The sequence below is a fragment of the Chitinophaga agri genome (assembly GCF_010093065.1).
Lineage (GTDB): Bacteria > Bacteroidota > Bacteroidia > Chitinophagales > Chitinophagaceae > Chitinophaga > Chitinophaga agri.
Window position 1 is genome coordinate 675,636 of sequence record NZ_CP048113.1, and the last position, 23,800, is coordinate 699,435.

Annotated in this window: 25 protein-coding genes and 1 riboswitch; of the genes, 11 read left to right on the top strand and 14 right to left on the bottom strand. The window is 48.2% G+C overall.

The window, feature by feature from the left end:
* Nucleotides 1–3: 3 nt before the first annotated feature.
* From cobI to GWR21_RS02625, 8 genes are all read right to left on the bottom strand, one after another.
* Nucleotides 4–714 (bottom strand): precorrin-2 C(20)-methyltransferase, encoded by a 711-nt coding sequence (gene cobI / locus GWR21_RS02590; protein WP_162330224.1) that lies wholly within the window; start codon nt 712–714, stop codon nt 4–6.
* A 3-nt stretch (nt 715–717) separates the two neighbouring features.
* Nucleotides 718–1,650 carry a sirohydrochlorin chelatase gene (locus tag GWR21_RS02595; protein ID WP_238430146.1) on the bottom strand — a complete coding sequence of 311 codons (933 nt, stop codon included), beginning with the start codon at nt 1,648–1,650 and terminating at the stop codon, nt 718–720.
* Entirely contained in the window at nt 1,647–2,489 is an 843-nt protein-coding gene (locus tag GWR21_RS02600; RefSeq protein ID WP_162330225.1) for an SDR family oxidoreductase, read from the bottom strand. The genes GWR21_RS02595 and GWR21_RS02600 overlap by 4 nt, the downstream gene beginning before the upstream one ends.
* A gap of 6 nt (nt 2,490–2,495) precedes the next feature.
* The gene (locus tag GWR21_RS02605; protein WP_162330226.1) at nt 2,496–3,332 is read right to left on the bottom strand and encodes a HoxN/HupN/NixA family nickel/cobalt transporter; all 837 of its coding nucleotides are present in this window, start codon (nt 3,330–3,332) and stop codon (nt 2,496–2,498) included.
* 9 nt (nt 3,333–3,341) lie between these two features.
* Entirely contained in the window at nt 3,342–3,701 is a 360-nt protein-coding gene (locus GWR21_RS02610; RefSeq protein WP_162330227.1) for a (2Fe-2S) ferredoxin domain-containing protein, read from the bottom strand.
* Nucleotides 3,702–3,841: 140 nt separating this feature from the next.
* Nucleotides 3,842–4,040: riboswitch (cobalamin riboswitch) on the bottom strand.
* 58 nt (nt 4,041–4,098) lie between these two features.
* A complete protein-coding gene (gene cbiB, locus GWR21_RS02615; protein ID WP_162330228.1) occupies nt 4,099–5,043 on the bottom strand; it encodes an adenosylcobinamide-phosphate synthase CbiB in 945 nt (314 codons plus the stop codon).
* Nucleotides 5,022–6,050, bottom strand: a complete 1,029-nt coding sequence (locus GWR21_RS02620) for a pyridoxal phosphate-dependent aminotransferase (RefSeq protein ID WP_162330229.1) — start codon at nt 6,048–6,050, stop codon at nt 5,022–5,024. Before GWR21_RS02620 ends, cbiB begins: the two co-directional genes overlap by 22 nt.
* Nucleotides 6,047–7,522, bottom strand: a complete 1,476-nt coding sequence (locus GWR21_RS02625) for a cobyric acid synthase (RefSeq protein WP_162330230.1) — start codon at nt 7,520–7,522, stop codon at nt 6,047–6,049. The genes GWR21_RS02620 and GWR21_RS02625 overlap by 4 nt, the downstream gene beginning before the upstream one ends.
* A 29-nt stretch (nt 7,523–7,551) precedes the next feature.
* Here GWR21_RS02625 and GWR21_RS02630 point away from each other — a divergent pair, with 29 nt between their 5' ends.
* The 6 genes from GWR21_RS02630 to GWR21_RS02655 all read left to right on the top strand — a co-directional run bounded on the left by GWR21_RS02630 (nt 7,552) and on the right by GWR21_RS02655 (nt 12,719).
* Complete coding sequence (locus tag GWR21_RS02630) at nt 7,552–8,841, top strand: cobyrinate a,c-diamide synthase (RefSeq protein WP_162330231.1); 1,290 nt, start codon at nt 7,552–7,554, stop codon at nt 8,839–8,841.
* Between the two features lie 74 nt (nt 8,842–8,915).
* The gene (locus tag GWR21_RS02635) at nt 8,916–9,794 is read left to right on the top strand and encodes a helix-turn-helix domain-containing protein (protein WP_162330232.1); all 879 of its coding nucleotides are present in this window, start codon (nt 8,916–8,918) and stop codon (nt 9,792–9,794) included.
* A gap of 46 nt (nt 9,795–9,840) precedes the next feature.
* Nucleotides 9,841–10,410: a DapH/DapD/GlmU-related protein gene (locus tag GWR21_RS02640; RefSeq protein ID WP_162330233.1), complete on the top strand. Its 570-nt coding sequence runs from the start codon at nt 9,841–9,843 to the stop codon at nt 10,408–10,410.
* A 132-nt stretch (nt 10,411–10,542) separates the two neighbouring features.
* Complete coding sequence (locus GWR21_RS02645) at nt 10,543–11,610, top strand: NAD(P)-dependent alcohol dehydrogenase (protein ID WP_162330234.1); 1,068 nt, start codon at nt 10,543–10,545, stop codon at nt 11,608–11,610.
* Nucleotides 11,611–11,642: 32 nt separating this feature from the next.
* Nucleotides 11,643–12,050 (top strand): cupin domain-containing protein, encoded by a 408-nt coding sequence (locus tag GWR21_RS02650; protein ID WP_162330235.1) that lies wholly within the window; start codon nt 11,643–11,645, stop codon nt 12,048–12,050.
* Nucleotides 12,051–12,482: 432 nt separating this feature from the next.
* Nucleotides 12,483–12,719, top strand: coding sequence for a hypothetical protein (locus tag GWR21_RS02655; RefSeq protein ID WP_162330236.1), 237 nt, complete (start codon nt 12,483–12,485; stop codon nt 12,717–12,719).
* Between the two features lie 41 nt (nt 12,720–12,760).
* Here GWR21_RS02655 and GWR21_RS02660 read toward each other — a convergent pair whose 3' ends face one another.
* The 3 genes from GWR21_RS02660 to GWR21_RS02670 form a co-directional block, all read right to left on the bottom strand.
* A complete protein-coding gene (locus tag GWR21_RS02660) occupies nt 12,761–13,291 on the bottom strand; it encodes a DinB family protein (RefSeq protein ID WP_162330237.1) in 531 nt (176 codons plus the stop codon).
* 101 nt (nt 13,292–13,392) lie between these two features.
* Nucleotides 13,393–14,097 (bottom strand): LamG domain-containing protein, encoded by a 705-nt coding sequence (locus tag GWR21_RS02665; RefSeq protein ID WP_162330238.1) that lies wholly within the window; start codon nt 14,095–14,097, stop codon nt 13,393–13,395.
* Nucleotides 14,098–14,248: 151 nt separating this feature from the next.
* Complete coding sequence (locus GWR21_RS02670) at nt 14,249–14,440, bottom strand: helix-turn-helix domain-containing protein (protein ID WP_162330239.1); 192 nt, start codon at nt 14,438–14,440, stop codon at nt 14,249–14,251.
* Nucleotides 14,441–14,566: 126 nt separating this feature from the next.
* Here GWR21_RS02670 and GWR21_RS02675 point away from each other — a divergent pair, with 126 nt between their 5' ends.
* From GWR21_RS02675 to GWR21_RS02690, 4 genes are all read left to right on the top strand, one after another.
* Entirely contained in the window at nt 14,567–15,289 is a 723-nt protein-coding gene (locus GWR21_RS02675) for a 3-ketoacyl-ACP reductase (protein ID WP_162330240.1), read from the top strand.
* Between the two features lie 313 nt (nt 15,290–15,602).
* Nucleotides 15,603–17,342, top strand: a complete 1,740-nt coding sequence (locus GWR21_RS02680) for a thiamine pyrophosphate-dependent enzyme (protein WP_162330241.1) — start codon at nt 15,603–15,605, stop codon at nt 17,340–17,342.
* 30 nt (nt 17,343–17,372) lie between these two features.
* Nucleotides 17,373–18,620 (top strand): MFS transporter, encoded by a 1,248-nt coding sequence (locus GWR21_RS02685; protein WP_202929034.1) that lies wholly within the window; start codon nt 17,373–17,375, stop codon nt 18,618–18,620.
* Entirely contained in the window at nt 18,617–20,056 is a 1,440-nt protein-coding gene (locus tag GWR21_RS02690; RefSeq protein ID WP_162330242.1) for a porin, read from the top strand. Before GWR21_RS02685 ends, GWR21_RS02690 begins: the two co-directional genes overlap by 4 nt.
* Nucleotides 20,057–20,128: 72 nt before the next feature.
* Here the strand turns inward: GWR21_RS02690 and ygiD are convergent, their stop codons facing one another.
* Nucleotides 20,129–21,007 carry a 4,5-DOPA-extradiol-dioxygenase gene (gene ygiD, locus GWR21_RS02695; RefSeq protein WP_202929035.1) on the bottom strand — a complete coding sequence of 293 codons (879 nt, stop codon included), beginning with the start codon at nt 21,005–21,007 and terminating at the stop codon, nt 20,129–20,131.
* Between the two features lie 275 nt (nt 21,008–21,282).
* On the opposite strand from ygiD, the gene GWR21_RS02700 reads away from it, so the two are divergent.
* Nucleotides 21,283–22,542, top strand: coding sequence for a hypothetical protein (locus GWR21_RS02700; protein WP_162330243.1), 1,260 nt, complete (start codon nt 21,283–21,285; stop codon nt 22,540–22,542).
* Here GWR21_RS02700 and GWR21_RS02705 read toward each other — a convergent pair whose 3' ends face one another.
* Together GWR21_RS02705 and GWR21_RS02710 are read right to left on the bottom strand one after the other, a co-directional pair.
* Nucleotides 22,543–23,130 carry a Crp/Fnr family transcriptional regulator gene (locus tag GWR21_RS02705; protein ID WP_162330244.1) on the bottom strand — a complete coding sequence of 196 codons (588 nt, stop codon included), beginning with the start codon at nt 23,128–23,130 and terminating at the stop codon, nt 22,543–22,545. It lies immediately after the preceding gene.
* 101 nt (nt 23,131–23,231) lie between these two features.
* Nucleotides 23,232–23,795, bottom strand: a complete 564-nt coding sequence (locus tag GWR21_RS02710) for a GNAT family N-acetyltransferase (protein ID WP_202929036.1) — start codon at nt 23,793–23,795, stop codon at nt 23,232–23,234.
* Nucleotides 23,796–23,800: the final 5 nt, after the last annotated feature.

The following is a 23,800-nucleotide window of genomic DNA, read 5'->3' on the forward strand; positions in this document are numbered from 1 at the left end:
CGATTATTTATTAGTTTTTAAAATCAATAATGAGAAATATGGTATTTCCCTGTTTTCAAGATCTTCCAGCTTTGTGGTAATATACTGCTGCTTCGTACCGAGTCTTTCGCAGTATACTATCTGCAGGCCGGTCTGTTGGATCAGGCTCCGGATCTCGTGCAGGATGCTTCTGACTTTAATGAGGACCACTGTTTCAAATTCTTCCAGGTAACGTGCTAACGTGTCCCGGTCTTTCATCCTGGGCAGGATGGCGATCTTTTCATTGAGTATGGCCAGAGAGGATTGATGCTCCGCAGCACCCAGTATAAAAGCGGGTACACCGGCGATGATCTCCAGTTCCAGTTGATGCGCCTGAATGTGTTTGAGCAGATAGGCGAAGGTGCTGTAAAATGAAATATCCCCTTCACTGACAAAGGCTATCTGAAGTCCTTTCTGATAATCAGCCAGTATCAGCTGAAATGTCTCCGCGTAGGTCTGTTCAGCCGACTGGCGGTCGTCTGACATTTTCAGGAACATCCCCTGGAGTTTTTTTTCGTCCAGCCGGTAATGCTGTAATATCTGCAAAGAATAACTGGCGGTCTGACCATCCGCCAGCAAGGATCCCGGATAGTAGATCTTATCTGCGTGCTGCAATGTTTGCAGGCCTTTCACGGTGATCAGCAACGGATCGCCGGGGCCTAGTGATACGCCATATATCTTTCCCTGTCTATTCATGTATCAGATGCCGAGGATCTTTTTAACGGTTGTGAACACGGTTTTCTTTTCACCAGGTTTTTCATCTTCTTCAAAGAGGATACCTTTTACAGCCAGGTGGTGTCCAGTTTGTTCTTTACCGACTTCATCCTCGAAACCGATGATCTGCGTACGGTATTTACACAACTGGCAGTTCATATTCGGATGACCGTCTTCGACTTCTCTGACACGTTCGTCGATTGTTTGCATCAGGAGTTCATCGCATTCGAAGGACTTAGTTGCGATCACTGTTTTATTGGTGATAGCACTGAATTCTTCGAGCTGTGTATAGATCTTTTTAAGCAGTACACCTGTGAACAGGAATACGGGCAATGCGACAATCCTTTTATACGGCAGGTGATCGATGATCGGTAAGTGATCTTTCAGTAAAGGCTGTGTGACGCCAATGAAGGCAGTCGTAGTAAATCCGAAGCCCAGGCCTTCACCCAGCATACGGGTCAGTTTCACAATATCGGAGTTAGCATCCGGATCGGACGTACCTCTGCCTACGAGCAGCAGACAGGCATCTTTTCTGTCCATCGCCGGATGGGCAGCTTCCGCCTGTTCTACCAGCTTCTTTGCCAGTTGCAGGATAGAAGGTGTGATACCAATGTGCCGGCCCAGTCTGATCCGCAGATCAGGATATTGTGCCTGCAGCGTATTCATTTCGAAGGGAATGTCGTTTTTGGCATGTCCACCGGCAAAGAGGATGGCAGGAATAGCGATGATCTCCCGTACACCTGCCACGTACATACGTTCTACGGCGGCAGCGTATACCGGGTGTGCAAATTCAAGAAAGCCATAATCCACCATCCGGTCAGGATAGCGGTTGCGCATCAGTGCTACCAATGCCTTAAAGCCTTCGACACCTTCGGGGTCGCGGCTGCCATGACCACAGATTAAAATCCCTTTCATCATATACCACTATGTAAAAGGCTGAGCGGATCAGGGTACCTGAACGAATAGTCCAGTCTTTGTTTGATCTTGTCAGCGTTAACTATCTTGAAATGCGGATCGGCGGTGACTGCGAAGGTAGGCAGTTCCAGTCCGGCGACAGCGGCCGCCTGGGTGTAGTATTCCCGGCGGGTGGGATGTTCATCTGCGCAGGCATTGAATACATCACCCCATGCCTGTTGCCGGATGATCTCCCGGATCAGCGCAATACAGTCGTCCTGGTGGATGACATTGATCGGTGCATCCCCGTTCTCTACATTCTTTTTGCCAGCCAGGAAACGGCCAGGCATACGGTCGTAACCGATCAGTCCTGCGAAGCGTATCACTGTTGTCATAAAACGAACATTGGTACGCAGCATTTTTTCTACGGTGAGCAGTGCCTTGCCGCTGCCTTTTGTAGGCATGGCTACTTCATGTTCATATACTTCTCCATTCACATCAGGGTAGACAGAAGTAGAGCTGATGAAGAGCACGTGTTTCACCGGACTGTGCTCCACTTCTTTTATGAGGTGGGCCATCTGTGCCTGATGGTACAACACAACATCTTCTCTGCGGGAAGGAGGGAAGTTAATGATCAGTATCTGACTTTGCAGGAAGCCTGTCATGTCATTGCTGTCAATACCGGCGTCGGTGATCATTACTTTGTAGGGTTTGATCTGTTGTTCCGCCAGTTCATTCATTTTGTCGTCCGTCGTGACAGAGCCTTTCACCAGGTATCCTTCTTTTACAAGATGGACAGCCAGCGGGAGGCCGAGCCAGCCGCAGCCTAAGATGCTGATCGTATTTTCCGGTGTGTTGCTCATATTGATTTAATCTTCTGCGCGGACCTGTTCACTGACGATCACTGTTTCCGCCTTCGCATACCGGTGCCGCAGGTACAGTTCCGCGTATAAAGATATAATGATACTAATAAAAACCAGTCCGACAATATTATTCTGGAAATCACTAAGTTCGAGTGATTCGTTCCATGTGCTTGCAATTTTATACAAAGGAATGGCAAAACACATGATCGTGATCAGGACATTCAGTTTAAAACGATGACGCTGGATCTTTTTCTGGTCAAATGTTTTCAGCAGTTTGCTCAGCAGCAGGGAGTCGCAGGTGCCCGTGGCGATCAGCCCGAGCGAGAATACGATGCCACCCATAATGGCGTATACCCATTGATTAGATACAGATACAGCATACCCGAAGGCAGCGATCTGTGAAGAGGTATCGAAGATGAATCCGAAGATAATACCCGTGAGGATGACGGTGAATGGGTTCAGACTGTTATCAAACACTTTTGGCAGCAGTCTTTTACGGAATCCGCTGACGGTCGTATTGTCTTTACGGGACAGGTTGATCAGGTTTGAAATACCCATGAGCAGCAGCATCACGGAAGACAACCATTCCACGACGAGATCCAGTACGGGAGGTATCTCAAAGTTGTTCTTCAGTATACACAGGAATAACGCGATAGCCGTGACCATGATGCCATGGCCAAACGTGAACAGGGTGCCTACCCAGCGGGTCCATTTGCTTTTATGGAGATGCAGGCGGTAGGTGTAGCTATCAATCACCGTGATATGATCGGGATCCAGACCATGCCTTAAACCCAGCACAGACAGGACAATGAATCCGGTCAGATCTTGTTGCAGGATGTCCATAAGATGCGTTTATTCGTTAGGCTGGCTGTTATAGGAGAGTGGTTTCGCATCAACCAGTTCCGCTTCCGGGAAGTGTACATGGTCCATGACAAGTGCATTCTTCATCAGGTGCTCTGCGACGATGGCGCGGGTGGTTTCAGGAGAGACTTCTTTATACCACAGGCCTTCCGGATGCATAAATACCATGGGGCCCCAGGTACACTGGCCCAGGCACTTGGTGCGGACGGTGTGGATCTCATCGTTCAGGTCATTTTCGGAGAGATGTGTCCTTAATCTGATGGTCGTTTCATCTGCGCCTTTGTTGCTGCAGGTGCCGCCATTACAGATAAAGAGGATTTTCTGAACTTTCGTCAGGTCTTTGATTGCCATGCTGGTCGTTACTTTTGATTTAATACATTAATTACCCGTTAATGATTAAACAAGACCCCCGGAAATAGAAAGGAAACAAGTGCAGGTGTGCGGATGGCAAACTGCGGAATGTACTCCTTCCACTTTTTTCCCGAAGTGTTGGATAAACATAGTCGTTGGCAGGTCTTCTGACTCGTTCTACTTTTAACGCCTTCCCATGCGCCGACAGGCGGACAGTGGCATCAGTTAAAAGCTGTTACAGAACTTACAGCAGCGGGAACTGTTTTGGAATCACACCAAATTCCCTTTTAATTTCAACCGGTTTGTGAGCGGCTGAAAACCAAAAACCGTAGCAAATGTAGGTATTTATTTACTTTTTTTATCAGTAGATAAAAGCAGCGTACAGTTAATCAGTTAGTTATGCTAATGAATAATAAAGGGCGGTAATGATCACGAGGGTCAGCAACGTCACTGCATGATTGATATACATGACTTTGCGTAGCTCCTCATGGGCGAGGTCCCTGGCATGTTCCCCAATATATGGCTTGACAACTACCTGCCCATGGTAGGTGTTGGGGCCGCCGAAACGGCAATGCAATATGCCGGCAAGAGCGGACTCGGGGTACCCGGAGTTAGGGCTGGCATGCTGGTTACCGTATTTAAAGATATAGATCAGCCCCCGTTTACTGAAGGTGGCCAGTACCATCAGCACGGCCGTGATACGGGCCGGGATAAAGTTGGCCACATCATCCAGGCGGGCGGCGAACTTCCCAAACCAGAAGAATTCCTCCTTTTTGTAACCGATCATCGAGTCAAGGGTGTTGATCATCTTATAAATCATCATGGCCGGTAAGCCTCCGACGGCATAATAGAACAAAGGCGCGATGACACCGTCGCTCAGGTTTTCAGAAAGGGTTTCAAATACGGCCGTACGGATCTGGTTTTCACGCAGGTGCGTTGTTTCCCTGCCTACGATCCAGGACAGTCGTTTTCTGCCCGCTTCCAGTCCCTGGGTAGCCAATGTGTCAAAAACCTCTTTGCCTTCCTGTAAGAGGCTTTTATTCGCCAAACCATAGAAGACAAATATGCTGGTGAACAGGTAATAAAAAATGGGTGTCTGTAATTGCAGTAACAGATATTGTGCGCCATAAAAGAGCCCGCCCGTGACGATACAGAGGGCAAGGGTCATCCACATACCTTTGATGAACCGGTATTCGCCTTTATTAAGTGTAGCGGTGCATCTGGCGATAATGGATCCGAAAAGGCGGACAGGGTGTGGCAGCCAGCGGGGATCGCCCAGCGCAAGGTCCAGCAGATAGCCCGTCACTAAAGGAATAATGATCAGGAGAAACCGTTGATCCATGTGTTCAGGGCTTTGATCAGTAATTGGTTGTCCTCCGGCCGTTGTGTAGCGATCCGGAAGTGTTGTGTAGACAGACTTTTAAAGTTGGACGCGTCGCGGATAAGCAGACCATGATTGCTCAGCAGGTATTGTTTGAGTAATGATGCAGAGAACCGGTGCGTCATACAGAGGAAGAAGTTCGTGTGTGTGTGCCAGACACTGAATTCCTGCATGTAACGTAGTTGATCCATCAGTTCCTGTGTGTCTTTCCGGAGGCGGCTGACAGGCAGCTTGAGTGTATCCCTGTGTGCTGCGATGTAGAGACCCGCTTCTATGGCCAGGGCATTGACAGACCAGGGCATTTTGGAAGCCAGGATCTTGCTGATCAGTGCCGCATTACTGAGGATGTATCCGAGGCGCAGGCCGGGGATGGAATATGTTTTTGTGAGTGATTTGATGATGATCAGATTGGGATGGCGGTCAATGGCGCCGGCCATCGAAATCACCGCTTCTGTAAAGTCAACGTAGGCTTCATCTATGACGAAAATCGTTTTCGGATGGGCGGTGAGTAGCTGCGTGATCGTGTCCCGCGTCAGTATAGCTCCGGTAGGATTGTTCGGGTTACCGAAGAATACCAGGTCTGTATCAAAACGGGTGCCCGCGTTCAGGTCATCGTAGGGAACATACCTGACCGTCAGATCGTTGGTCTGGCAGGCGTCTTCATATTCCGCGAAAGCGGGAACAGCGATCGTAACCGTCTTTTGGCGAAAGGCGTGCGCAACAAGATAGAACGCCTCCGTAGCGCCATTCGTCACAAGCACTTGTCCGGGTGTGAGCAGGTGCCAGCCGGCCAGTGCCTGTTGCAGTCGCTGGGCATTGGCTTCCGGATAATTATTCAGTTTATAGAGACATTCCGTGAGATGCTGTTGTAATCCGCTGTCAAATCCTTCATAGTATACATTTGAGCTGAAATCGGCTTTGACAGGATAATTGAATAAATACCTGTCGTCTCCATGCCCGTTGATCATGACTGTTGCTTTAATTGGCCGTAAATATAATCCATGTCGATATGTTCGCGCAAGTGGGCAGCTAATTTATCATATTGTTCTTCTTTGAATGCGGCGTAATCAAAGGAGGCCGATTGTTTGTCTGTATAGGGCAGCAGGAGGTCATCTATTACCGTGGCATTATCAAGTATGCCGTGTATATAGGTACCCCAGCAGCGGTCACTGAGTTGATACCCATCAGGATGTCCGGAAGTTGTTTGGTTCAGTGGAAATGCTTCACCGGTGGAGGTGGTTTGTCCCATATGAATCTCGTATCCTTCGCAGGTGCGGGTGTTCCCTTTATAAAAGAAGCGGCATTGTTCCGTCACCTTGTGTTCTGTCAGCGTGGTCCTAACCGGCAGTAGACCCAGTCCCGGCATGGATTCTACCGGGCCTTCCACGTGCTGCGGATCTTCTACGACCTGGCCCATCATCTGGTAGCCACCACAGATGCCTATGACTGTTCTGTTATTTTTATGAGCCTGCACGATGGCTTTGGCAACACCATTGTTTTTAATATCAATGAGATCAGCGATGGTATTTTTGCTGCCGGGAATAATGATGATGTCGGCCTTCTCTATATCAGCCGGATTGTTGCTATAGAAGAGGTGTACCCGTTCATCTCTTTCGAGTACATTGAAATCGGTAAAATTAGAGAGGCGGTTGAGTAATACGACAGCCACATTGATCCTGCCGGTCGCCAGTTTATTATGTTTATGTTCGAGTCCGACGGAGTCTTCTTCTTCTATATAGATGTCTTTGCGATAGGGTACGACACCGACCACCGGTACGTGACAGAGGTCTTCGATCATGGTCCTGCCACTATCGAACAGCCGGGCATCGCCCCTGAATTTATTGATGATAATACCTTTGACGAGTTGTTTTTCTTCCGGCGTGAGCAGGGCAATGGTACCATATATACTGGCGAATACACCACCGCGGTCTATATCTGCAACCAGGTATACGTCCGCATGCGCGTGCTGTGCCATGCGCATGTTGGTGATGTCGCGGTGTTTGAGGTTTAGTTCGCTGATGCTGCCGGCGCCTTCCATAACAACAGGGTTGTGCCGGTCGCTTAATCTGTCGTAAGCCGCTTTAGCCTCCTTAAACAGCTCCTGTTTATTATTACCCATAAAGTAATCGTACGCAGTCTGACTGCCGACAGGTTTACCCAGCAATACCACCTGTGAAGCTCTGTCACTGGTAGGTTTCAGGAGTACGGGGTTCATATCGGTGCTACACGGAATGCCACACGCTTCTGCCTGTACCGCCTGTGCCCGGCCGATCTCAAAACCATCCGGCGTGGCATAGCTATTGAGCGACATGTTCTGTGCTTTGAAAGGTGCGGGAAGATAGCCATCCTGTTTGAAGATGCGGCAGAACCCCGTATTAATTAAACTTTTACCGACATCAGATGCAGTGCCGGCGAACATGATGGACTTTAGTCGCTGCATAAGGGCACGAATGTACTATCTTTGGCCGAATGAAGCCTCAGTTTTTAATTGCAGCTCCGTCGAGCAATTCGGGTAAAACAACCATTACGCTTGGTTTGTTACGTTTGCTGCATAACCGCGGACTACACGTGCAGCCGTTCAAGTGCGGCCCCGATTATATTGATACGAAACATCACTCACTGGCTGCACATGCGACCAGTGTCAATCTCGATACATTTATGATGAGCCCTGAACATCTGGCGTATGTTTACGGGAAGTATAGTGAGCCGGCAGATGTGGTCATCACCGAAGGGGTGATGGGCCTGTTTGACGGGGCAGACCGTATGAAAGGCAGTAGTGCGGAAATTGCCATGCTGCTGGATATGCCGGTTATCCTGGTGGTAAATGCAAAAGCCATGGCATATTCCGTTGCGCCGCTCATATATGGGTTTATGCATTTTCATGCGGGCGTTAAAATTGCTGGTGTGATTTTCAATTTTGTCAATACAGAGAGTCATTATCAGTTCCTGAAAGATGCCTGTGAAGATCTGGGCGTGACGCCGCTGGGATATGTGCCGGCAAGTGACGCGGTAAAGATACCGTCCCGACACCTGGGGTTGGCGATTTCGGCAGAGCATGATTATGATGCGATCATAGAAGCTGCAGCGATGCATATCGCAAAGACAGTTGACGTGGACAGGATACTGGAGATCAGTCGCCGGCCGGCAGCCCTGTTTACACCAGCCGGTCCGGTAGAGAAAGGACGTTTGCGGATAGCGGTAGCCAGCGACGAAGCATTCAGTTTTACGTATCTAGAGAACCTGGAAGCGTTGCGGCGATTAGGAGAAGTGAAGTTCTTTAGTCCGGTGCATGATGCGGAAATGCCGGCCGCAGACCTGTTATATCTTGCCGGCGGGTACCCTGAGTTACACCTGGAGCAGTTGTCCACTAATGTAACCATGCGTGCTTCTGTCAGGAAATATTGTGAGCAGGGTGGGAGAGTGATCGCGGAATGCGGTGGGATGATGTATCTCGGAGAAACGCTGGGAGACAGGGATGGATTGCCATACCCGATGGTGGGGTTCTTAGGGATCAAGACGACGATGAAGGATGGACGCCTGACCCTTGGGTATCGAGAAGTGGAGATCGAAGGCAGGCGATTTAAAGGACATGAATTTCATTATTCGACGGGGAGGGAGACGGGGGAATTAGAACGGATCGGAAAGGTGTATAATGCAAGGGGGAAGGAGGTGGATATGCCGGTTTACAGGAAGGCGGGAGTTGTCGCGTCGTATTTGCATGTTTATTGGGGAGAAAAGGGAGACTGGCTGGAGGTGTAGAGAAACCCCATACTATCTATATTGCTAGTTACTGCCAGAATATGATTCTGTAATGAATTTCTTAATTTTGCTCCATGAGCGCTAATAGTGGAAGATCCGTATCATATTTCAATAATCAGTTGAAACTGAACGGCTTTAACGTGTGGGAGATCGAGAGCGACAGCAATGCAACCAGGATATACAGCAGAAAGGATTTCTATAAGATCTGTCTGACCACAGGCAGCAGTATTATCCATTACGCAGACCGGAGTTTCGAACAGGAAGGATCCGTATTATTCTTCGGTAATCCTCATGTGCCCTACTCGTGGGAGACACTGTCGACTACCTATGTCGGCTATACCTGCCTGTTTTCAGAAGGATTTCTGGGGCAGTCGGAGCGCTCGGAGAGTCTGCAGCAGTCACCATTGTTTAAGATCGGCGGCACGCCTATTCTGAAGATCTCAGAAGCCCAGCGGCTCTTCCTGAATGGCATCTTCCAAAAGATGATTGAAGAGCAGCAGACTGATTATCAGTATAAAGACGACCTGATCCGGAATTATATCAATCTGATCATTCATGAGGCGTTGAAACTACAGCCTTCTGAACAGATGGACAGGCACAACAATGCCCTGTCGAGGATCGCGGCGGTCTTTATGGAACTGCTGGAGCGTCAGTTTCCTATTGAGACGGTGGAGCGCCCTTTAAAGCTGACCAGAGCACAGGATTATGCGAAAGCATTGTCCATCCATGTCAATTATCTGAACAAGGCCGTAAAAGAGACTACAGGCAAGTCTACCACTACACACATCACCGAGCGCATTGCGCGGGAGGCGAAGGCATTATTACAGCATACAAACTGGAATGTTGCAGAGATCGCCTATTCCCTGGGGTTTGATTACCCGACATATTTTAACAATTTCTTTAAGAAGCTTACCGGCAGTAATCCATCGGCCTTCCGGGAGTCAGTAGTTTGAATTTCTTAATGATTGATTTGAATTTCATTAACCGGCAGGAGGTCGTATGACGGACCTTTGCGGTATGAATATCTTCGATCGATTACAGGCAGGCGAACTGGTTTCACTCCAGGACCCGGAGTTTCGCCAGGTAGATGAGGTTGTCGCCCGTACGCTGGCCCTTACCCCAGCACTGAACGCCTCTACTGATACAGATGAGGTGCGTCGCCGGATCAGCGAGATCACAGGCGCAAAACTGGATGATACAACCACCGTATTCGCGCCTTTTTATACCAATTTCGGACGTCATATCCGTATTGGCAGCCGGGTATTTATCAATCATGCCTGTTCTTTCCTGGATATGGGAGGCATAACTTTAGAAGATGACGTCTTAATAGGTCCCAAAGTAAATCTTATCACAGAAAATCATCCGTTAGATCCTGCTATAAGAAGGGGGATGGTGTGTAAACCGATCTATATTAAACAGAACGCATGGCTGGGAGCAGGGGTAACGGTGCTGCCGGGAGTAACTATTGGCAGGAATGCTGTTGTGGCGGCTGGCGCGGTGGTCACTAAGGATGTACCGGATAACACTGTAGCCGGCGGGGTACCGGCAAAGATCATCAGATACATTTAACAGCTAAGGAAGTTCCGTGAAATTTAATCAGCCATAGCGGCGAACATTGCACATCCGCCGTTGTTATACTAGGCTTATATTCCAGCAAGCTAACTGGTAAATTTAAAAACGTAAACAGAAAAACAGGACAAAATGGTAGCAACAACTCAGGTGAAAGCCTTTGGTAACGAATCAGCCGAGGCGCAATTAGAAGAATTAGATATTAAACGTAGAAAACCAACGCCACACGATATAGAGATAGATATCCTGTTCTGTGGTGTATGTCACTCAGACCTGCACACTGTCAGAAGCGAATGGGGACCGACAATGTATCCATGCGTACCTGGTCATGAGATCGTTGGTAAAGTAAAGAGTATAGGTGATCACGTTACAAAATTCAAAGTTGGTGACGTAGTGGGAGTAGGATGTATCGTTGACTCCTGCCGTGAGTGCGAGTATTGTAAGGAAGATCTTGAACAATATTGTGAGCCGGGTATGACCGGCACTTACAATGCGCCGGATAAATATTTTGAGAATACGCCCACCTTTGGGGGGTATTCAGAAAGTATCGTGGTTGACGAGAACTATGTATTACGTATTCCTGAGAACCTTGACCTGGCGGCGACAGCACCGTTACTGTGTGCTGGTATCACTACCTACTCTCCGCTGCATCACTGGCAGGTAGGTCCGGGTAAAAAGATAGGTGTTGTAGGCATCGGCGGATTAGGTCATATGGCCATCAAGATCGCAAAGGCGATGGGAGCTCACGTCGTTGCGTTTACAACATCTGAGTCGAAGTTTGCTGAAGCGAAACGTTTGGGAGCCGATGAAATCGTGCTATCCAAAGATAAAAAACAGATGGCTGCTTATCGTGGAAAACTGCATTTTATTTTAGATGCAGTATCGGCTGAGCATGACATCAATACCTACCTGGGACTGCTGCGCGTAGATGGTTCCCTTGCGTTGGTGGGAGCTCCTGAAAAACCATTACCAGTAGCTGCGTTCAGCCTGATCCCGGGGCGTAAGAGCTTCGCAGGTTCGATGATCGGAGGTATTAAAGAAACACAGGAAATGCTTGATTTCTGTGGAACGCATAATATCACTGCTGACATCGAGATGATCAACATTCAGCAAATTAATGAAGCGTACGAACGCTTACTGAAAGGGGATGTTAAATACCGTTTCGTGATCGATATGGCTTCCCTGAAAGGGAAAAGCTAATGTGTTTCTTATAAAAACAAAAAGCAGGAATTATGGCAGCTCATGAAGAGATAAAGAACGGGACAGCCTTTCCGTTGGGAGACAGGAATGATGCCTTTGCGCAGTATTTTACCGGGCAGAGTTATCTTACCTCGCTGATCGCTGATCCCAGGATCAATGTTGGTGTCGGACAGGTGACTTTTGAACCGGGTTGCAGGAATAACTGGCATATTCATCGTGACGGCTATCAGTTGTTACTGGTGACAGGAGGCGAAGGATGGTACCAGGAAGAGGGTAAACCGGCGCAACGGTTAAAAACCGGTGACGTAATTGTCATATATGATGGTGTAAAGCATTGGCATGGGGCCACGAAGGACAGCTGGTTTGCGCACATTGCCATTACAGCAGGTAAAGCCGAATGGCTGGAGCCAGTGACGGATGATCTTTACAATAAGTTATAAGCAGAGGGCACGCCTGGCTACACTGGTAGCCAGGCGGATGTCCCGCGATTATAAAAAATCAGTATTTCCCGCAAATATTTTGTGAAAGCCGCTGCTTATCTTTGTAAGGTAATCAGGAAGGCTGGAGTTTTGAGTTGAATCCCTTAACCCTTCAACTGCTGGTAATTTGTACAGCGCCCCAGGAAGTTATCAAGCCCACACCCTATACTGGTTATAATCAGTAGCTGGTAAGCTTCTTTACCACTCTCTATTAAGTTTCTGTTACCTCGTTTGAGGACATCCACATCGGGGGTGTTGCAGAAAGATATCATTTGTTTATAAGGAGGGTACGCCGGAACGCCCGCCTCAACAAAAAGATATAAGGACTTTATGGTCAACACGGGAGTATGCTTTAGGGAATATCTGAACAGTTAACTATTAAATCTCAATGGTATGAAGAAATATATATACTACATGTTTTTATCATTGGCAGTGATAGCTTTGTGTTGGGAAACATTGAAGATAGCAGAGACCAGTCAACCGGCAGGAATAGCAGATGAAAAAGGGCCCGCGGAAGTCGGCACTGCAATGGTAGAATACCGCTTACCCGTAATGGTGGCCAGATCATATCGCAGGCTGCTGTTACTTCGACTATATCAGGGAGTCGGCAATATCCAGGGCAGGCAATAAAAAAAAAGGCCCGAGGGCCTTCATTTTATTCACTTTGCTGGTTAGAACAGCTTCTCCATGGGAGGTTTGACACCAGCTAGCCGCAGGTACACAGTAGCTTGTCCCCTGTGATGGGTCTGATGCTCAAACGCCTTTTCAAAGGTAGTCCCTTTGGTCAGCTCAAACCGGTCCATTAGTTTGATGTTTTCATTTAGCTGTGCTGGCGTCAGCTTTTTCAGGCAACTGATAGCGAAATCATAGCTTTCCATCACCACTTTTGTTACGGCTTCTTTTGACCTATCAGTAGTCTTTTCAGCTTCTCCCATACCAAAGGGAGATTTTTCCCCCGTAGCGGCAGATGAGAAACCATAGTTCGCATCGGCGATGTGTAACATCTGCTCTGCAAATGATCGCATTTCCGGCGTTGGTTTTAGTCCGTAATCTTTGTCCGGCATGGCGTCAAGATATTCTTTGGTGTATGCTTTGGCACGTTCCCATTCTTTGACCATGGCGTCGGTAGAAGATTGGGCATTGACGATACCGGATATACCCAGGAACAACACCAGGGTCTGAATAAATGCAACAGCTTTCATTATGGAGGATTTTTTTGGTGGCAAAATGCACTGGTCTTTAAATTAACACGGTTCACAGGCGTTTGGTTTAACAATAGTTCCGCAGGGCCGCCTGGTCTTATTTAACGTGGTGCTACGACGAGGTTCCCGAAATCCCCTTCGGCATTATTACCTACCCACAAACCCAGTTTGCCGGAGGTCCGGGTACCCAGTGAGGTTACCTGCAGACTGGGGCTTTTCTCATTATTGACATATACTTTAATGGCCTTACCCTGTACATCTATCTTCACATGGAACCAGTCGTCGGGTGCAGGCGGTACAGCAAGTTTGTTTTCATATACACCCGGGTGTTCTTCCCTTAGCCGTTCCCATCCATAGAGAGTGTCCTGTACATACTGTACCATGTGCATGCTGGCCAGGCTGTCTTTCGCATGGAAGTTAAAGGGCCGGAAGTAGATCACTTCACAATCGTCTTTCGACGCGCCGTGAAAGGCTATACCGATAAAGCTACGTTGTTTGATGTCTTTGCCCCGCAGATCGGCTTCTATAGCACCATTGGAGAAGGAGGCGTTATTAATCCAGGCAACGCCGGCGCCATTGTCAGCGGAAAGCCGGACGCCGTTTTTCTCAGTCAGTCCGGATATACGCCTGTTTTCGACAGTGAAGCTTTTTTTGGTTAACAGGTCTGACAGGTTATAGGTCATACGCTGACGCTGGGCATCAACAGGGAGACTGAATGCGAGGATTAATGCAGCCATACCTATCAGACGGCTTAACCGAACAGGTATCGTCATACCGTCGGTCATTGGGAATGTACTTCTTTTCATAACTCAGATTTATACAGTTAATGTGCTTATGGCATGGGTTATTGAATAGTCGGGGGGAAACCTCTCAGGCAGCGCTGTCACGGGTCATTACAGGTTGTAGGGCAAATTAGTAAATAGAATGTTAGGGTTTTGGTAAAATACATAAGATTACTCATCCGTCAGGAAAGATAGCCGTTACCTGTTCCGGACTGATACATATCAGTTCAATGAGAGATTTCAGAAAATTATGAACCGTCGTCTTTTCGAGTTGCAGCGACTGGGTAATGTCCTGCAGGCGTACATTATTCCCATTCTGGGCGATATACTGCAGAATTTCCATTGTACGCCGTACCAACTGTATCATAAGTTCATGATTATTGGACAAACCAGCAAAAAACTGCCAGAAGTTTGGTTTGAAGTTCAAATGTAATGAATTTTGCAGGGCAACAATGACGCCTGACAGGTATCACTACTTAAATATCATTATTATATGCAATCATTACAAGGAAAGACCGCCGTTATCACCGGCGCAGGAAAAGGATTAGGTAAAGCAATGGCACTGGCACTGGCCGCAGAGGGTGTACATCTGGGGCTGATCGCCCGCACGGCGGCTGACCTGCAACAGGTAGCAGGGGAAGTGAAGGCAATCAATGCGGATGTGAACGTGGCATATGCGACTGCAGATGTAGGCGACTATGCGCAGGTAAAAGCCGCAATAGCCAGCATCACCGGTGCCCTGAAAAAAATCGATATACTGATCAATAATGCAGGTGTACTGGCGTATGGCGGTATACTGGAGATTCCGGTGGAGGAATGGGAGAAAGTATTCCAGGTGAATGTACTGGGTACGTATTATGTAACACGTGAGGTATTACCGTTCATCCTGGAGCAGGGTAAGGGTGATATTATCAATGTGGCATCTACAGCGGGACAGAAGGGTGCGGCGAAGATGACAGCCTATGGTGCGTCCAAAGCGGCGGTGATCAACTTTACAGAGTCGCTGATGCAGGAGGTGCGTAAATCGAATGTGCGCGTGACCACACTGAACCCTAGTACGATCGCAACAGAGATGACATTGACATCTAAGTTTACTGATGGAAATCCGGACAAGGTATTACAACCGGAAGATCTGGCATTCCTGGTGGTGAATAATCTGAAGCTGCCCCAGCGCGCTTTTGTAAAGGAAGTAGGATTGTGGTCAACTAATCCATGATCGGATCAGGAAGGGGCTGAAAAGCCCCTTTTTTAATAATATACAACACTGTTAGCTCCCCGGCCTTTGATGCCCCCCCATGATATCGCCTACATTTACAGGATTTTGTACAGAATGACCGATGGTTTAGACATGGACAAAACGACTATGTAGTAATAATTTTGTCAGCAGTATGAGTTAACCATGATACACATCACTGCAATGATCGCTTGTATCAATATAGGTAACCCGGGGAAGATATCTGCTTCCCGTTATTATCGTCTACAGCATACTTACTAAATCGTAAGGCTTTATCAACAGTAAAAAAAATGTTATGCAGTCAAAGGTCGCAGATCAGCTGGTTGAAATGTTAGTTAACGCAGGTATTAAGAGAATATACGCCATCACCGGCGATAGTCTTAATGGCTTGAATGATGCTATCCGGAAACATCCGGAACTCACGTGGATACATGTAAGAAATGAAGAAGCAGGCGCGTTCGCAGCCTCCGCAGATGCGCAGATCAGTGGGCTGGCGTGTTGTGCGGGCAGCAGCGGACCCGGACACGTACACCTGGTGAACGGATTATATGATGCTCACCGTTCCGGCGCGCCGGTACTGGCAATTGCTACTACCTGTGCTACAAAGGAATTTGGTAGCGGTTATTTTCAGGAAACGAATGTGATCAAACTATTTGATGATTGCAGTTATTATACGCAGGTGGGGGCCACGCCGGAACAGGTGCCGAGAATGACACAGGCGGCGATTCAGACAGCTGTACAGAAGAAGGGTGTTGCAGTAGTAGGATTGCCTGGCGATGTAGCCCTGTCAGCTGCTACGACCATTGAATCATCCACCCGCAATTATTTTACCAGGGCTACGATCTGTCCTATGCCTGAAGAACTTGCTGTGCTAGCAGGTATAATCAACGCACATCCTAAGATCTGCATCTTTTGTGGTATCGGCGCTGCGGAGGCACACGATGAAGTAGTGGCCATGGCGGCTTTGCTGAAAGCGCCTGTGGGATATTCTTTCCGTGGGAAGATGGGCATTGGATACGATAACCCTTACCAGGTAGGTATGACCGGTTTGCTTGGATTACCTTCTGCCTATCACAGTATGCATGAGAGTGATGTGGTGATCCTGCTGGGAACTGATTTCCCTTACACACAATTTTATCCGGAGAATAAAAAGATCATCCAGATAGATATCAAACCAGAGAACCTGGGACGCCGGGCGAAGCTGGAGATGGGATTGTATGGCGATATTAAGACTACGCTCAATGCGTTACTGCCGTTACTGAAGGAAAAGACAGATAATAGCTTTCTGAACGCACAACTGGAAATCTATCATAAGGTGCAGGAACACTTACAACTCTACGTAAAAGACAAGGGTGCGAAGAATGCGATACATCCGGAAGCAGTAGCGGCGACATTGAACAAGCTGGCGGCAGACGATGCTATTTTTACCTGCGACACAGGTATGTGTAATGTATGGAGCGCGCGTTATATTGATGCTACCGGCAAAAGAAAAATGATAGGTTCTTTTGTACACGGTTCGATGGCCAACGCCATGCCGCATGCAATGGGCGCAGCATTGGCCAGTCCTGGTACGCAGGTGGTGGCTATGTGCGGTGATGGCGGTATCTCTATGTTACTCGGAGATCTTGCAACGATTAAACAATACAGACTGCCAGTAAAACTGATCGTGTTTAATAACCGTTCACTGGGTATGGTAAAACTGGAAATGGAAGTACTGGGGCTGCCGGATTTCCAGGTAGATATGCAGGACCCTGACTTTGCAAAAGTGGCGGAAGCAATGGGGATCAAAGGTATCACCATCAGCGATCCGGCGGAACTGGAGAATGGACTGCGGGAAGCATTTAATACAGACGGACCTGTGCTGGTCAATGTATTTACTGATCCTGCTGCATTGTCGATGCCGCCGCATGTTGAACTGAAGATGGTGAAGGGGATGGCCATTTCCATGACCAAAATGATGCTGGGGGGGAAGTTCGAGGATGTACTGGCTTCAGTGAAGGGCAATTACAAACATTTGTACGAGCTGTTCGATTAATCTTTCATGTACAGCTTAAATCAGCAATCAATGATGAACGTGGACACGAATGATAAGCGCCAGGCTTTTATCTGGGCCTGGGTGATTGGGACGATCTTTTATCTGGTAGAATATGCGGTAAGGTCGTCTCCGGCAGTGATGATTCCTGAACTGGAACAGGTCTTTCATGTAGATGCAGTCGGTATCGGAGAGATCGTGGTGAAGTACTATTTTACCTATTCGGTGACCAGCCTGGTAGCCGGGGTGGCACTGGACCGCTGGGGAGGTAAGGGAGTGATCTCTTTCGGATCGCTGGTATTGGGAGTGGGGTCACTGTTGTTTGCGGTGCCACTTGTGGCAGCAGGAGATATCGGCAGGTTATTACAGGGAGCAGGGTCCGCTTTTGCTTTTACCGGTTGTGTGTACCTGGCTGCACATGGTTTCTCACCTAAGTTCCTGGCGACGGCAATTGGTATTACACAATGTGTAGGTATGCTGGGAGGCTCCGCGGGTCAGTTTGTAACCGGCCCGTTGATCAGCAGCGGGTTTCCGGTAAAGAGCTTCTGGCTGATCATCGGCGTGATCAGTGTAGTCATTGCAGTGATGCTGTATATGACAACGCCGAGGGAACAGGTAAGCGTAAGCGGTAAGACGGCTGGTATACTGGCGCCTTACAGGATTGTTTTTACCAATCCACAGTCTTATCTGAGTGGTGTGATATCAGGATGTCTGTTTGCACCCACCACTATTTTTGCGATGACCTGGGGAATTGCCTTCTTAAAGCAGGACCTGCAATTCTCTAATCAGGCGGCCGTTGTCGCATGTGCAATGGTACCAATGGGCTGGGTAGTAGGTTGCCCCCTGGCAGGGTGGATCTCGGACCGGATGGGTAAACGCAGGCCGGTATTGATCGCCGGTATCGTAGTGATGTTCATTGCTTTTACGCAATTTGTTTTCCTGCCTGCTTCATTACCCAGCTGGCTGACGCTGGCAGTGTTTGGCATTGCGTCGGGCGTTGCGATGATTCCTTATTCAATTATCAAGGAAGCAAATCCGGATGAGGTGAAAGGTAGTGCAACCGGTGGGATCAACTTCCTGGTGTTTGGCGTGACGTCTATATTGGGGCCAATATTTGCAGCTTATTTTGGGAAGACACTTTTTACCGCATCAGATAATACCGCTCATTTCAAGGGTGCAGGAATATTCTTTATTGTCATTATATTGGTGGCATTCTTCCTGAGCCTTGTGATTGGTGAAACGGGTAAAGGTGCGGGATTAAGAAAAGTGCAGGTATCATGAAACAGTTGCTGTTCATTTGTGCCCTTTGTTTGATAACCGGCCTTTCATCCTTTGCGCAGGGTGGCTCTCCAGAATATAAAGATGGCATGCGTATCAAGTTCGATTCCTCCGGGAAGAAGTACATACAGTTTAATACATATGCCACTTTCTGGGCGAGACACACCCGCGCTAACCCCGGAACAGCGATCAATGGTGTGCAGAAGGATAGCTGGACCGATTTCAGCATCCGTCAGTTCAGACTAACGACTTACAGTCAGCTGGGCCCCCGGTATCTGATCGTCGCCAATATCGGTATAGATAACCAGACCTTTTCCAGTGGTGGTAGTAGCGGTGGCGGCAACACGGGGAACGGCAGCGCGCAGTTCCAGGGTACGCTGGGTAAGAAGCCGGAGTTATACGTCCATGATCTCTGGAATGAATATGCAGTGCTGCCTGATCATAAAGACGCCTCCTGCAGGATGAATAACGTGTCTTTGTATGTGGGTACCGGCCTGCATTACTGGATGGGGATCAGTCGTATGACGACGGCCAGTTCATCGAACTACCTGGCTTTGGACGTACCGCTGTATAACTGGCCACTGGTTGATCTGTCAGATCAGTTTGCCCGCCAGATCGGTGTTTATGCAAAAGGACATGTTTATAAACTGTCATACAGGTGGGCGGTCAATAAACCATTTACCGTGCTGAATCAACCAGTGGCTTATCCGGCTGGGGCGCCGGACAGCGGGTATGCCGTAGATAATAATGCGGCAGGTGGATTGTCTACGACCGGTTATGTGGCCTGGCAGTTTTTTGAGCGGGAGTCGGACTTCCTGCCATTTACGGTAGGTACTTATGTGGGTACAAAAAAGGTGCTGAATGTAGGTGCAGGATATTACTACACCGCGTCCGGAACGACCACACAACGGTCTAATACAGCGACAGCTGCATTGCAGGAGCATAACATAGGATTGTGGGCGACGGATGTATTTGCAGACATCCCATTCGGTGGTAATACCAGTAACTGGGCATTCACGGGTTATAGTGTGTACTACAATTATCACTTCGGTCCTGGTTATCTTCGTAATGGTTCCATTATGAATGTGAATGCCGGTGCAGCAGAGCGCTACAATGGCGTGAAGTCACAGGCAGGGTTTGGGAATCTTGCGCCTATTATTGGTACAGGTACTTCCTGGTTTACACAAGCAGGAATTTTACTGCCAAAGACAATGTGGAGGAGTGCCGTAAGGGTACAGGCTTTCGGAGAATATAGCTGGCAGCGCTTCCAGCGTTATGGTAGTAATGCGTTCACGTACTGGAGTTGTGGTTCGAATATTTTCCTGGATGGGCATCATGCGAGAGTGACGCTGAAGTATCAGACACGTCCGGTAGTTGTCGCAGACAGGCAATATACCTCAAGGGGGACGTTTATTGTGGCGACACAGGTGTCTTTATGAGTGATGAATACGATCCGGAGGCTGACTGCCAATGGCGGACAGCCTCCCATGATCATTTGTCTGAGCCAGGCGTTAGCCAATTTTTACTGAGGTCATAGTCAGTGAACCAGCCACCGCCTTGTCGTTAAAGAATGCCACGTTGTCTTTGCTGCTTTTTAATCCGAGTGTGTAAATGAGCGGCAGATAGTGATCAGGTGTTGGGATGGCCAGCGTAGCTTCCCTTCCCAGTTTCTCATAGTTGATGAGTGCTCTGTGATCGTTCTGCTGGATCAGGTATTTGAACTGATCGTTGATCTTTGAGGCCCAGTCGAAGGCAAACTGTTCGTTCAGTCTGTCCCAGGCAGCCATCCGGAGGTTGTGTACCATGTTGCCGCTACCGATGATCAGGACACCTTTCTTACGGAGGGCATATAGTTCCTTTGCCATTTCATAGTGGTACTGCGGATGTTTTGAGTAGTCAATACTGAGTTGCAGTACCGGTATATCAGCATGCGGGTACATATGCCGGATGATGGTCCAGGTACCGTGGTCCAGTCCCCAGTCATGGTCCAGTTCTACCTGTGTGGACTGGATCAGTTTTGCTGTTTCTTTTGCCAGCAATGGATCGCCGGGGGCAGGGTATTGTACGGCGAAGAGTTCCCTGGGAAACCCACCGAAATCATGAATGGTCTTAGGGAAGTCCATGGCGGTGATCCTGGTGCCTCTGGTCAGCCAGTGCGCAGAGACCACCAGTACAGCCTTTGGCGTGGGTGTCTCTTTCGCCATTTGTGTCCAGCGACGGCTGAACTCCGTGTCTTCGATCCCATTCATGGGAGATCCGTGTCCGATGAAGAGTACGGGCATCATGTGCTCGTCTTCAGGGAGATTATCTGTAAAGTTTTTGAATGCGGATAAAGTTGTCATACTAAGAGCTCCTACTGCTATCGATTTAATAAAATTTTTCCTTTCCATCTGAAACAGTCGTTTTAGGCCAGCAACTACTGAGAGATCTTATTAAAAGGACCTTCCAGGCGTCAGTTGGCTGATCGGATAAGCAAAGTTATCAAGGACGCGCGGATTATTTATTGCTTTGGAGCAATAAATCGGGCGCTAACCCGGAGGTAAGTGGTCGCTTGCCTGATGGAGGTAAAGAGCTGCCGGTGTGAGTAGAGAACTATTGTAGATAAGGAAGAATCCGCAATATTCGCTATATTAAGTGCCTGAAATACCATCAACCCGTTATCCTTATGCAGTCTTATACAGAACAATCCCATTTTCGGCAACCATCCAGGGCGATGGCGGTACAGCCGTCTTCCCCAGGTGGAATCTCCATGCCTGCTGTACAACCTTTTCAGCGAATGGTTAGCCCGGCATCAATGAGTGGCGTGGTGCAGCTGGGGAAGAAGAAAACAAAAAAGAATACAGGTGATAACGAACCGGAGCCTAAGAAGGAGAAGAAAGGGGAGGTGGATTCGGATGAGGAAGTGTTACCCACAACTCCACAGGACCTGCTGGTATCTGTTTTAGGCATAGATGAGACTGAGGCACAGGAAATACTTGCTAAGACGGTCATGTATTCAGAACTGGCAGCAAAAAATGCGGACGGTATCAGATTTCTGGCAGGAGACAAGGGCAGACATAAAAGGGCGGAGCTTGAGCTGAATGAGCGTGGGCTTCAAAGGGCAAGGGACACTGTCAGCCGGTTCAATATCCTCCAGGAACGGCTTAATCTGGATGATGATCTTGCCCACTTTGCAACGCATACAGCAGCCGAAACTTCCAGTTATTCGAACGAGGATATGGAGGGATTCGGCAAGACATATAACGATGATGAGGAAAAATGGGAAGATGACCCGGAATTTGACAGAGATGCATTTGTAGCGGCACTGGAAAGGGAGCAGGAGGATTTTCACGCGAACAGGTCAAAAGGAGGTGGAGGTGGTTCCGGAGACTGGGCTTTTGGTAGCGTACGTAATGAAGCTAAAGAGATTGGCAGGTCTGGAGATCAGCAGCTGTTTAAGAACGGCAAATATACCATTCACCATAAAGTATCCCGTTCCAACCTGAAGGGATTGCATAAGAAGATGGTGCAACATGCGGACGTTTCTCAGTCATTTAAGCTGAAGTTGGAGGAGATTGGCACTTCGACATTCAAAGGGGCTTCCAATACACAAAAAATTCTCCTGAATCTGCCTTTCAACCTGGAAGTCGGACCATCTGGAGATAATCGTATCGGTGACCCCGGCAGTGGGGTGGATCTCAATACGGATGAAGATGGCGCAAGGACACCGCGTAGCGAAGTACTTAACGAAATTGACAACGCGATAGGTAATGAAACCCAGATGAACCAGCAGCAATTCTGGGATGCGTTGACGACCAAACTGGAGACACTGCGTAAGCTGCAGAATAGTCAGCTAAAGGCGGATGGACGAGAGGATAATGTGCTTAGTAAGCCTAAAGTAGACCAATGGGAGCCTCAACAGGGAGGGAAATTTCGACGCAGATAGCTACCCCTGCTTCCGGAGTGATAATCTTTTCCGGAGGCGGCTTAGGGTAGCCGGCGTCAGTCCCATATACGACGCGATCATATGCTGAGGTACCCGGTTCACTATCTGCGGGTAGGTATTGACAAAGTGCTGGTATTGCTCTTCCAGCGATAAGTGAAAGGAAGAGGTAAAGCGCTTCTGCAAAGCGATATAGGCATTAGTGATAAGTAGCCGCATATAGGTCTCGTATTTACCCAGTTGTTTCAGTAGCGTCTCGTGAGCGCTTTTACTGATCAGCAGAACCGTTGTGTCTTCCAGCGCATCAATGCTTTGGGTGGCGGGTTCGCCAGTGAGGAAGCTATATAGGTCAGCAATGGTCCAGCCTTCTATGGCGAACTGTGTAATGCGCTGTGTACCATTTTCTTCCGGAAGATACATGCGTAATACCCCATTTTCTACAAAGGCAATATGTTTACTGACCTCACCTTCATGGAGCAGGAATTCCTTCTTCCGTAATGTTTTAGGTACCAGATGCGCTTTTATGATGGCCGTTTCGTCCGTCGTTAGGGGCACCTTTTCATTGAACCGCTGGAAGAATAGATCGTACATAGTTGCTGGTATATCTGACTTAAAAACGAATGGCCGTTGCCGAAGCACATGCATGGGCAGGTGACAGAGGTGGAGGAAGGAGCACTTTTATATACAAATTGTTATAGCAGATCCTTTTCAAAACAAACACTATCCGGCAAACCGATATAAGGCTCATAATTAGGGATACGTTTATACCCAAGACTGGTATATAATCCCAGTGCTTCCTGTTGCTGACTGCCTGTCTCCAGCACGGTTTTACGGAAGCCGATTTCTGTCGCCCAGGTTTCCAGTTCTTTCATCAGTAATTTACTGAAACCCTTTCCTCTTGCCTCGTCGCGTACATACACTCGTTTTACCTCAACAGCATCGTCACTGTAGGATTTGAAGCATCCGCAGCAAACAGGTACATCATTCATATAGATAACGACAGCCGTATCGAGCGGCTGGAGCTTATTGTGCCCGTCGTAGATGTCCATAATATCTCCGTTGCGGCGGCGCAGGTCTGCATCCAGCTCGGTAATGAGCAGTTGGAAGTCCGGAACGGTACTGGCTGTTCTTTTGATGACGATATTATCCATGACGGTACTAAGATAATCATCTGGCAGGAGTTTGTCTGATTTTATGTGGTGATAATTAAAAGGCTCCGGAGAGGTATGTTGCTCCGGAGCCTTTACTACATTCAAAATGA

What these genes read in the sequence shown, in the direction of transcription:
- GWR21_RS02620 (WP_162330229.1), bottom strand. Translation starts at nt 6,050, where the DNA reads ATGATCAACGGGCATGGAGACGACAGGTATTTATTCAATTATCCTGTC.
- GWR21_RS02700 (WP_162330243.1), top strand. Translation starts at nt 21,283, where the DNA reads ATGCAGTCTTATACAGAACAATCCCATTTTCGGCAACCATCCAGGGCG.
- GWR21_RS02690 (WP_162330242.1), top strand. Translation starts at nt 18,617, where the DNA reads ATGAAACAGTTGCTGTTCATTTGTGCCCTTTGTTTGATAACCGGCCTT.
- GWR21_RS02640 (WP_162330233.1), top strand. Translation starts at nt 9,841, where the DNA reads ATGACGGACCTTTGCGGTATGAATATCTTCGATCGATTACAGGCAGGC.
- GWR21_RS02670 (WP_162330239.1), bottom strand. Translation starts at nt 14,440, where the DNA reads ATGATACAGTTGGTACGGCGTACAATGGAAATTCTGCAGTATATCGCC.
- GWR21_RS02600 (WP_162330225.1), bottom strand. Translation starts at nt 2,489, where the DNA reads ATGAGCAACACACCGGAAAATACGATCAGCATCTTAGGCTGCGGCTGG.
- GWR21_RS02595 (WP_238430146.1), bottom strand. Translation starts at nt 1,650, where the DNA reads ATGATGAAAGGGATTTTAATCTGTGGTCATGGCAGCCGCGACCCCGAA.
- GWR21_RS02685 (WP_202929034.1), top strand. Translation starts at nt 17,373, where the DNA reads ATGATGAACGTGGACACGAATGATAAGCGCCAGGCTTTTATCTGGGCC.
- GWR21_RS02660 (WP_162330237.1), bottom strand. Translation starts at nt 13,291, where the DNA reads ATGAAAGCTGTTGCATTTATTCAGACCCTGGTGTTGTTCCTGGGTATA.
- GWR21_RS02645 (WP_162330234.1), top strand. Translation starts at nt 10,543, where the DNA reads ATGGTAGCAACAACTCAGGTGAAAGCCTTTGGTAACGAATCAGCCGAG.
- GWR21_RS02635 (WP_162330232.1), top strand. Translation starts at nt 8,916, where the DNA reads ATGAGCGCTAATAGTGGAAGATCCGTATCATATTTCAATAATCAGTTG.
- GWR21_RS02705 (WP_162330244.1), bottom strand. Translation starts at nt 23,130, where the DNA reads ATGTACGATCTATTCTTCCAGCGGTTCAATGAAAAGGTGCCCCTAACG.
- GWR21_RS02605 (WP_162330226.1), bottom strand. Translation starts at nt 3,332, where the DNA reads ATGGACATCCTGCAACAAGATCTGACCGGATTCATTGTCCTGTCTGTG.
- GWR21_RS02625 (WP_162330230.1), bottom strand. Translation starts at nt 7,522, where the DNA reads ATGCAGCGACTAAAGTCCATCATGTTCGCCGGCACTGCATCTGATGTC.
- GWR21_RS02655 (WP_162330236.1), top strand. Translation starts at nt 12,483, where the DNA reads ATGAAGAAATATATATACTACATGTTTTTATCATTGGCAGTGATAGCT.
- cbiB (WP_162330228.1), bottom strand. Translation starts at nt 5,043, where the DNA reads ATGGATCAACGGTTTCTCCTGATCATTATTCCTTTAGTGACGGGCTAT.
- GWR21_RS02675 (WP_162330240.1), top strand. Translation starts at nt 14,567, where the DNA reads ATGCAATCATTACAAGGAAAGACCGCCGTTATCACCGGCGCAGGAAAA.
- GWR21_RS02650 (WP_162330235.1), top strand. Translation starts at nt 11,643, where the DNA reads ATGGCAGCTCATGAAGAGATAAAGAACGGGACAGCCTTTCCGTTGGGA.
- GWR21_RS02665 (WP_162330238.1), bottom strand. Translation starts at nt 14,097, where the DNA reads ATGAAAAGAAGTACATTCCCAATGACCGACGGTATGACGATACCTGTT.
- GWR21_RS02680 (WP_162330241.1), top strand. Translation starts at nt 15,603, where the DNA reads ATGCAGTCAAAGGTCGCAGATCAGCTGGTTGAAATGTTAGTTAACGCA.
- GWR21_RS02630 (WP_162330231.1), top strand. Translation starts at nt 7,552, where the DNA reads ATGAAGCCTCAGTTTTTAATTGCAGCTCCGTCGAGCAATTCGGGTAAA.
- ygiD (WP_202929035.1), bottom strand. Translation starts at nt 21,007, where the DNA reads ATGGAAAGGAAAAATTTTATTAAATCGATAGCAGTAGGAGCTCTTAGT.
- GWR21_RS02610 (WP_162330227.1), bottom strand. Translation starts at nt 3,701, where the DNA reads ATGGCAATCAAAGACCTGACGAAAGTTCAGAAAATCCTCTTTATCTGT.
- cobI (WP_162330224.1), bottom strand. Translation starts at nt 714, where the DNA reads ATGAATAGACAGGGAAAGATATATGGCGTATCACTAGGCCCCGGCGAT.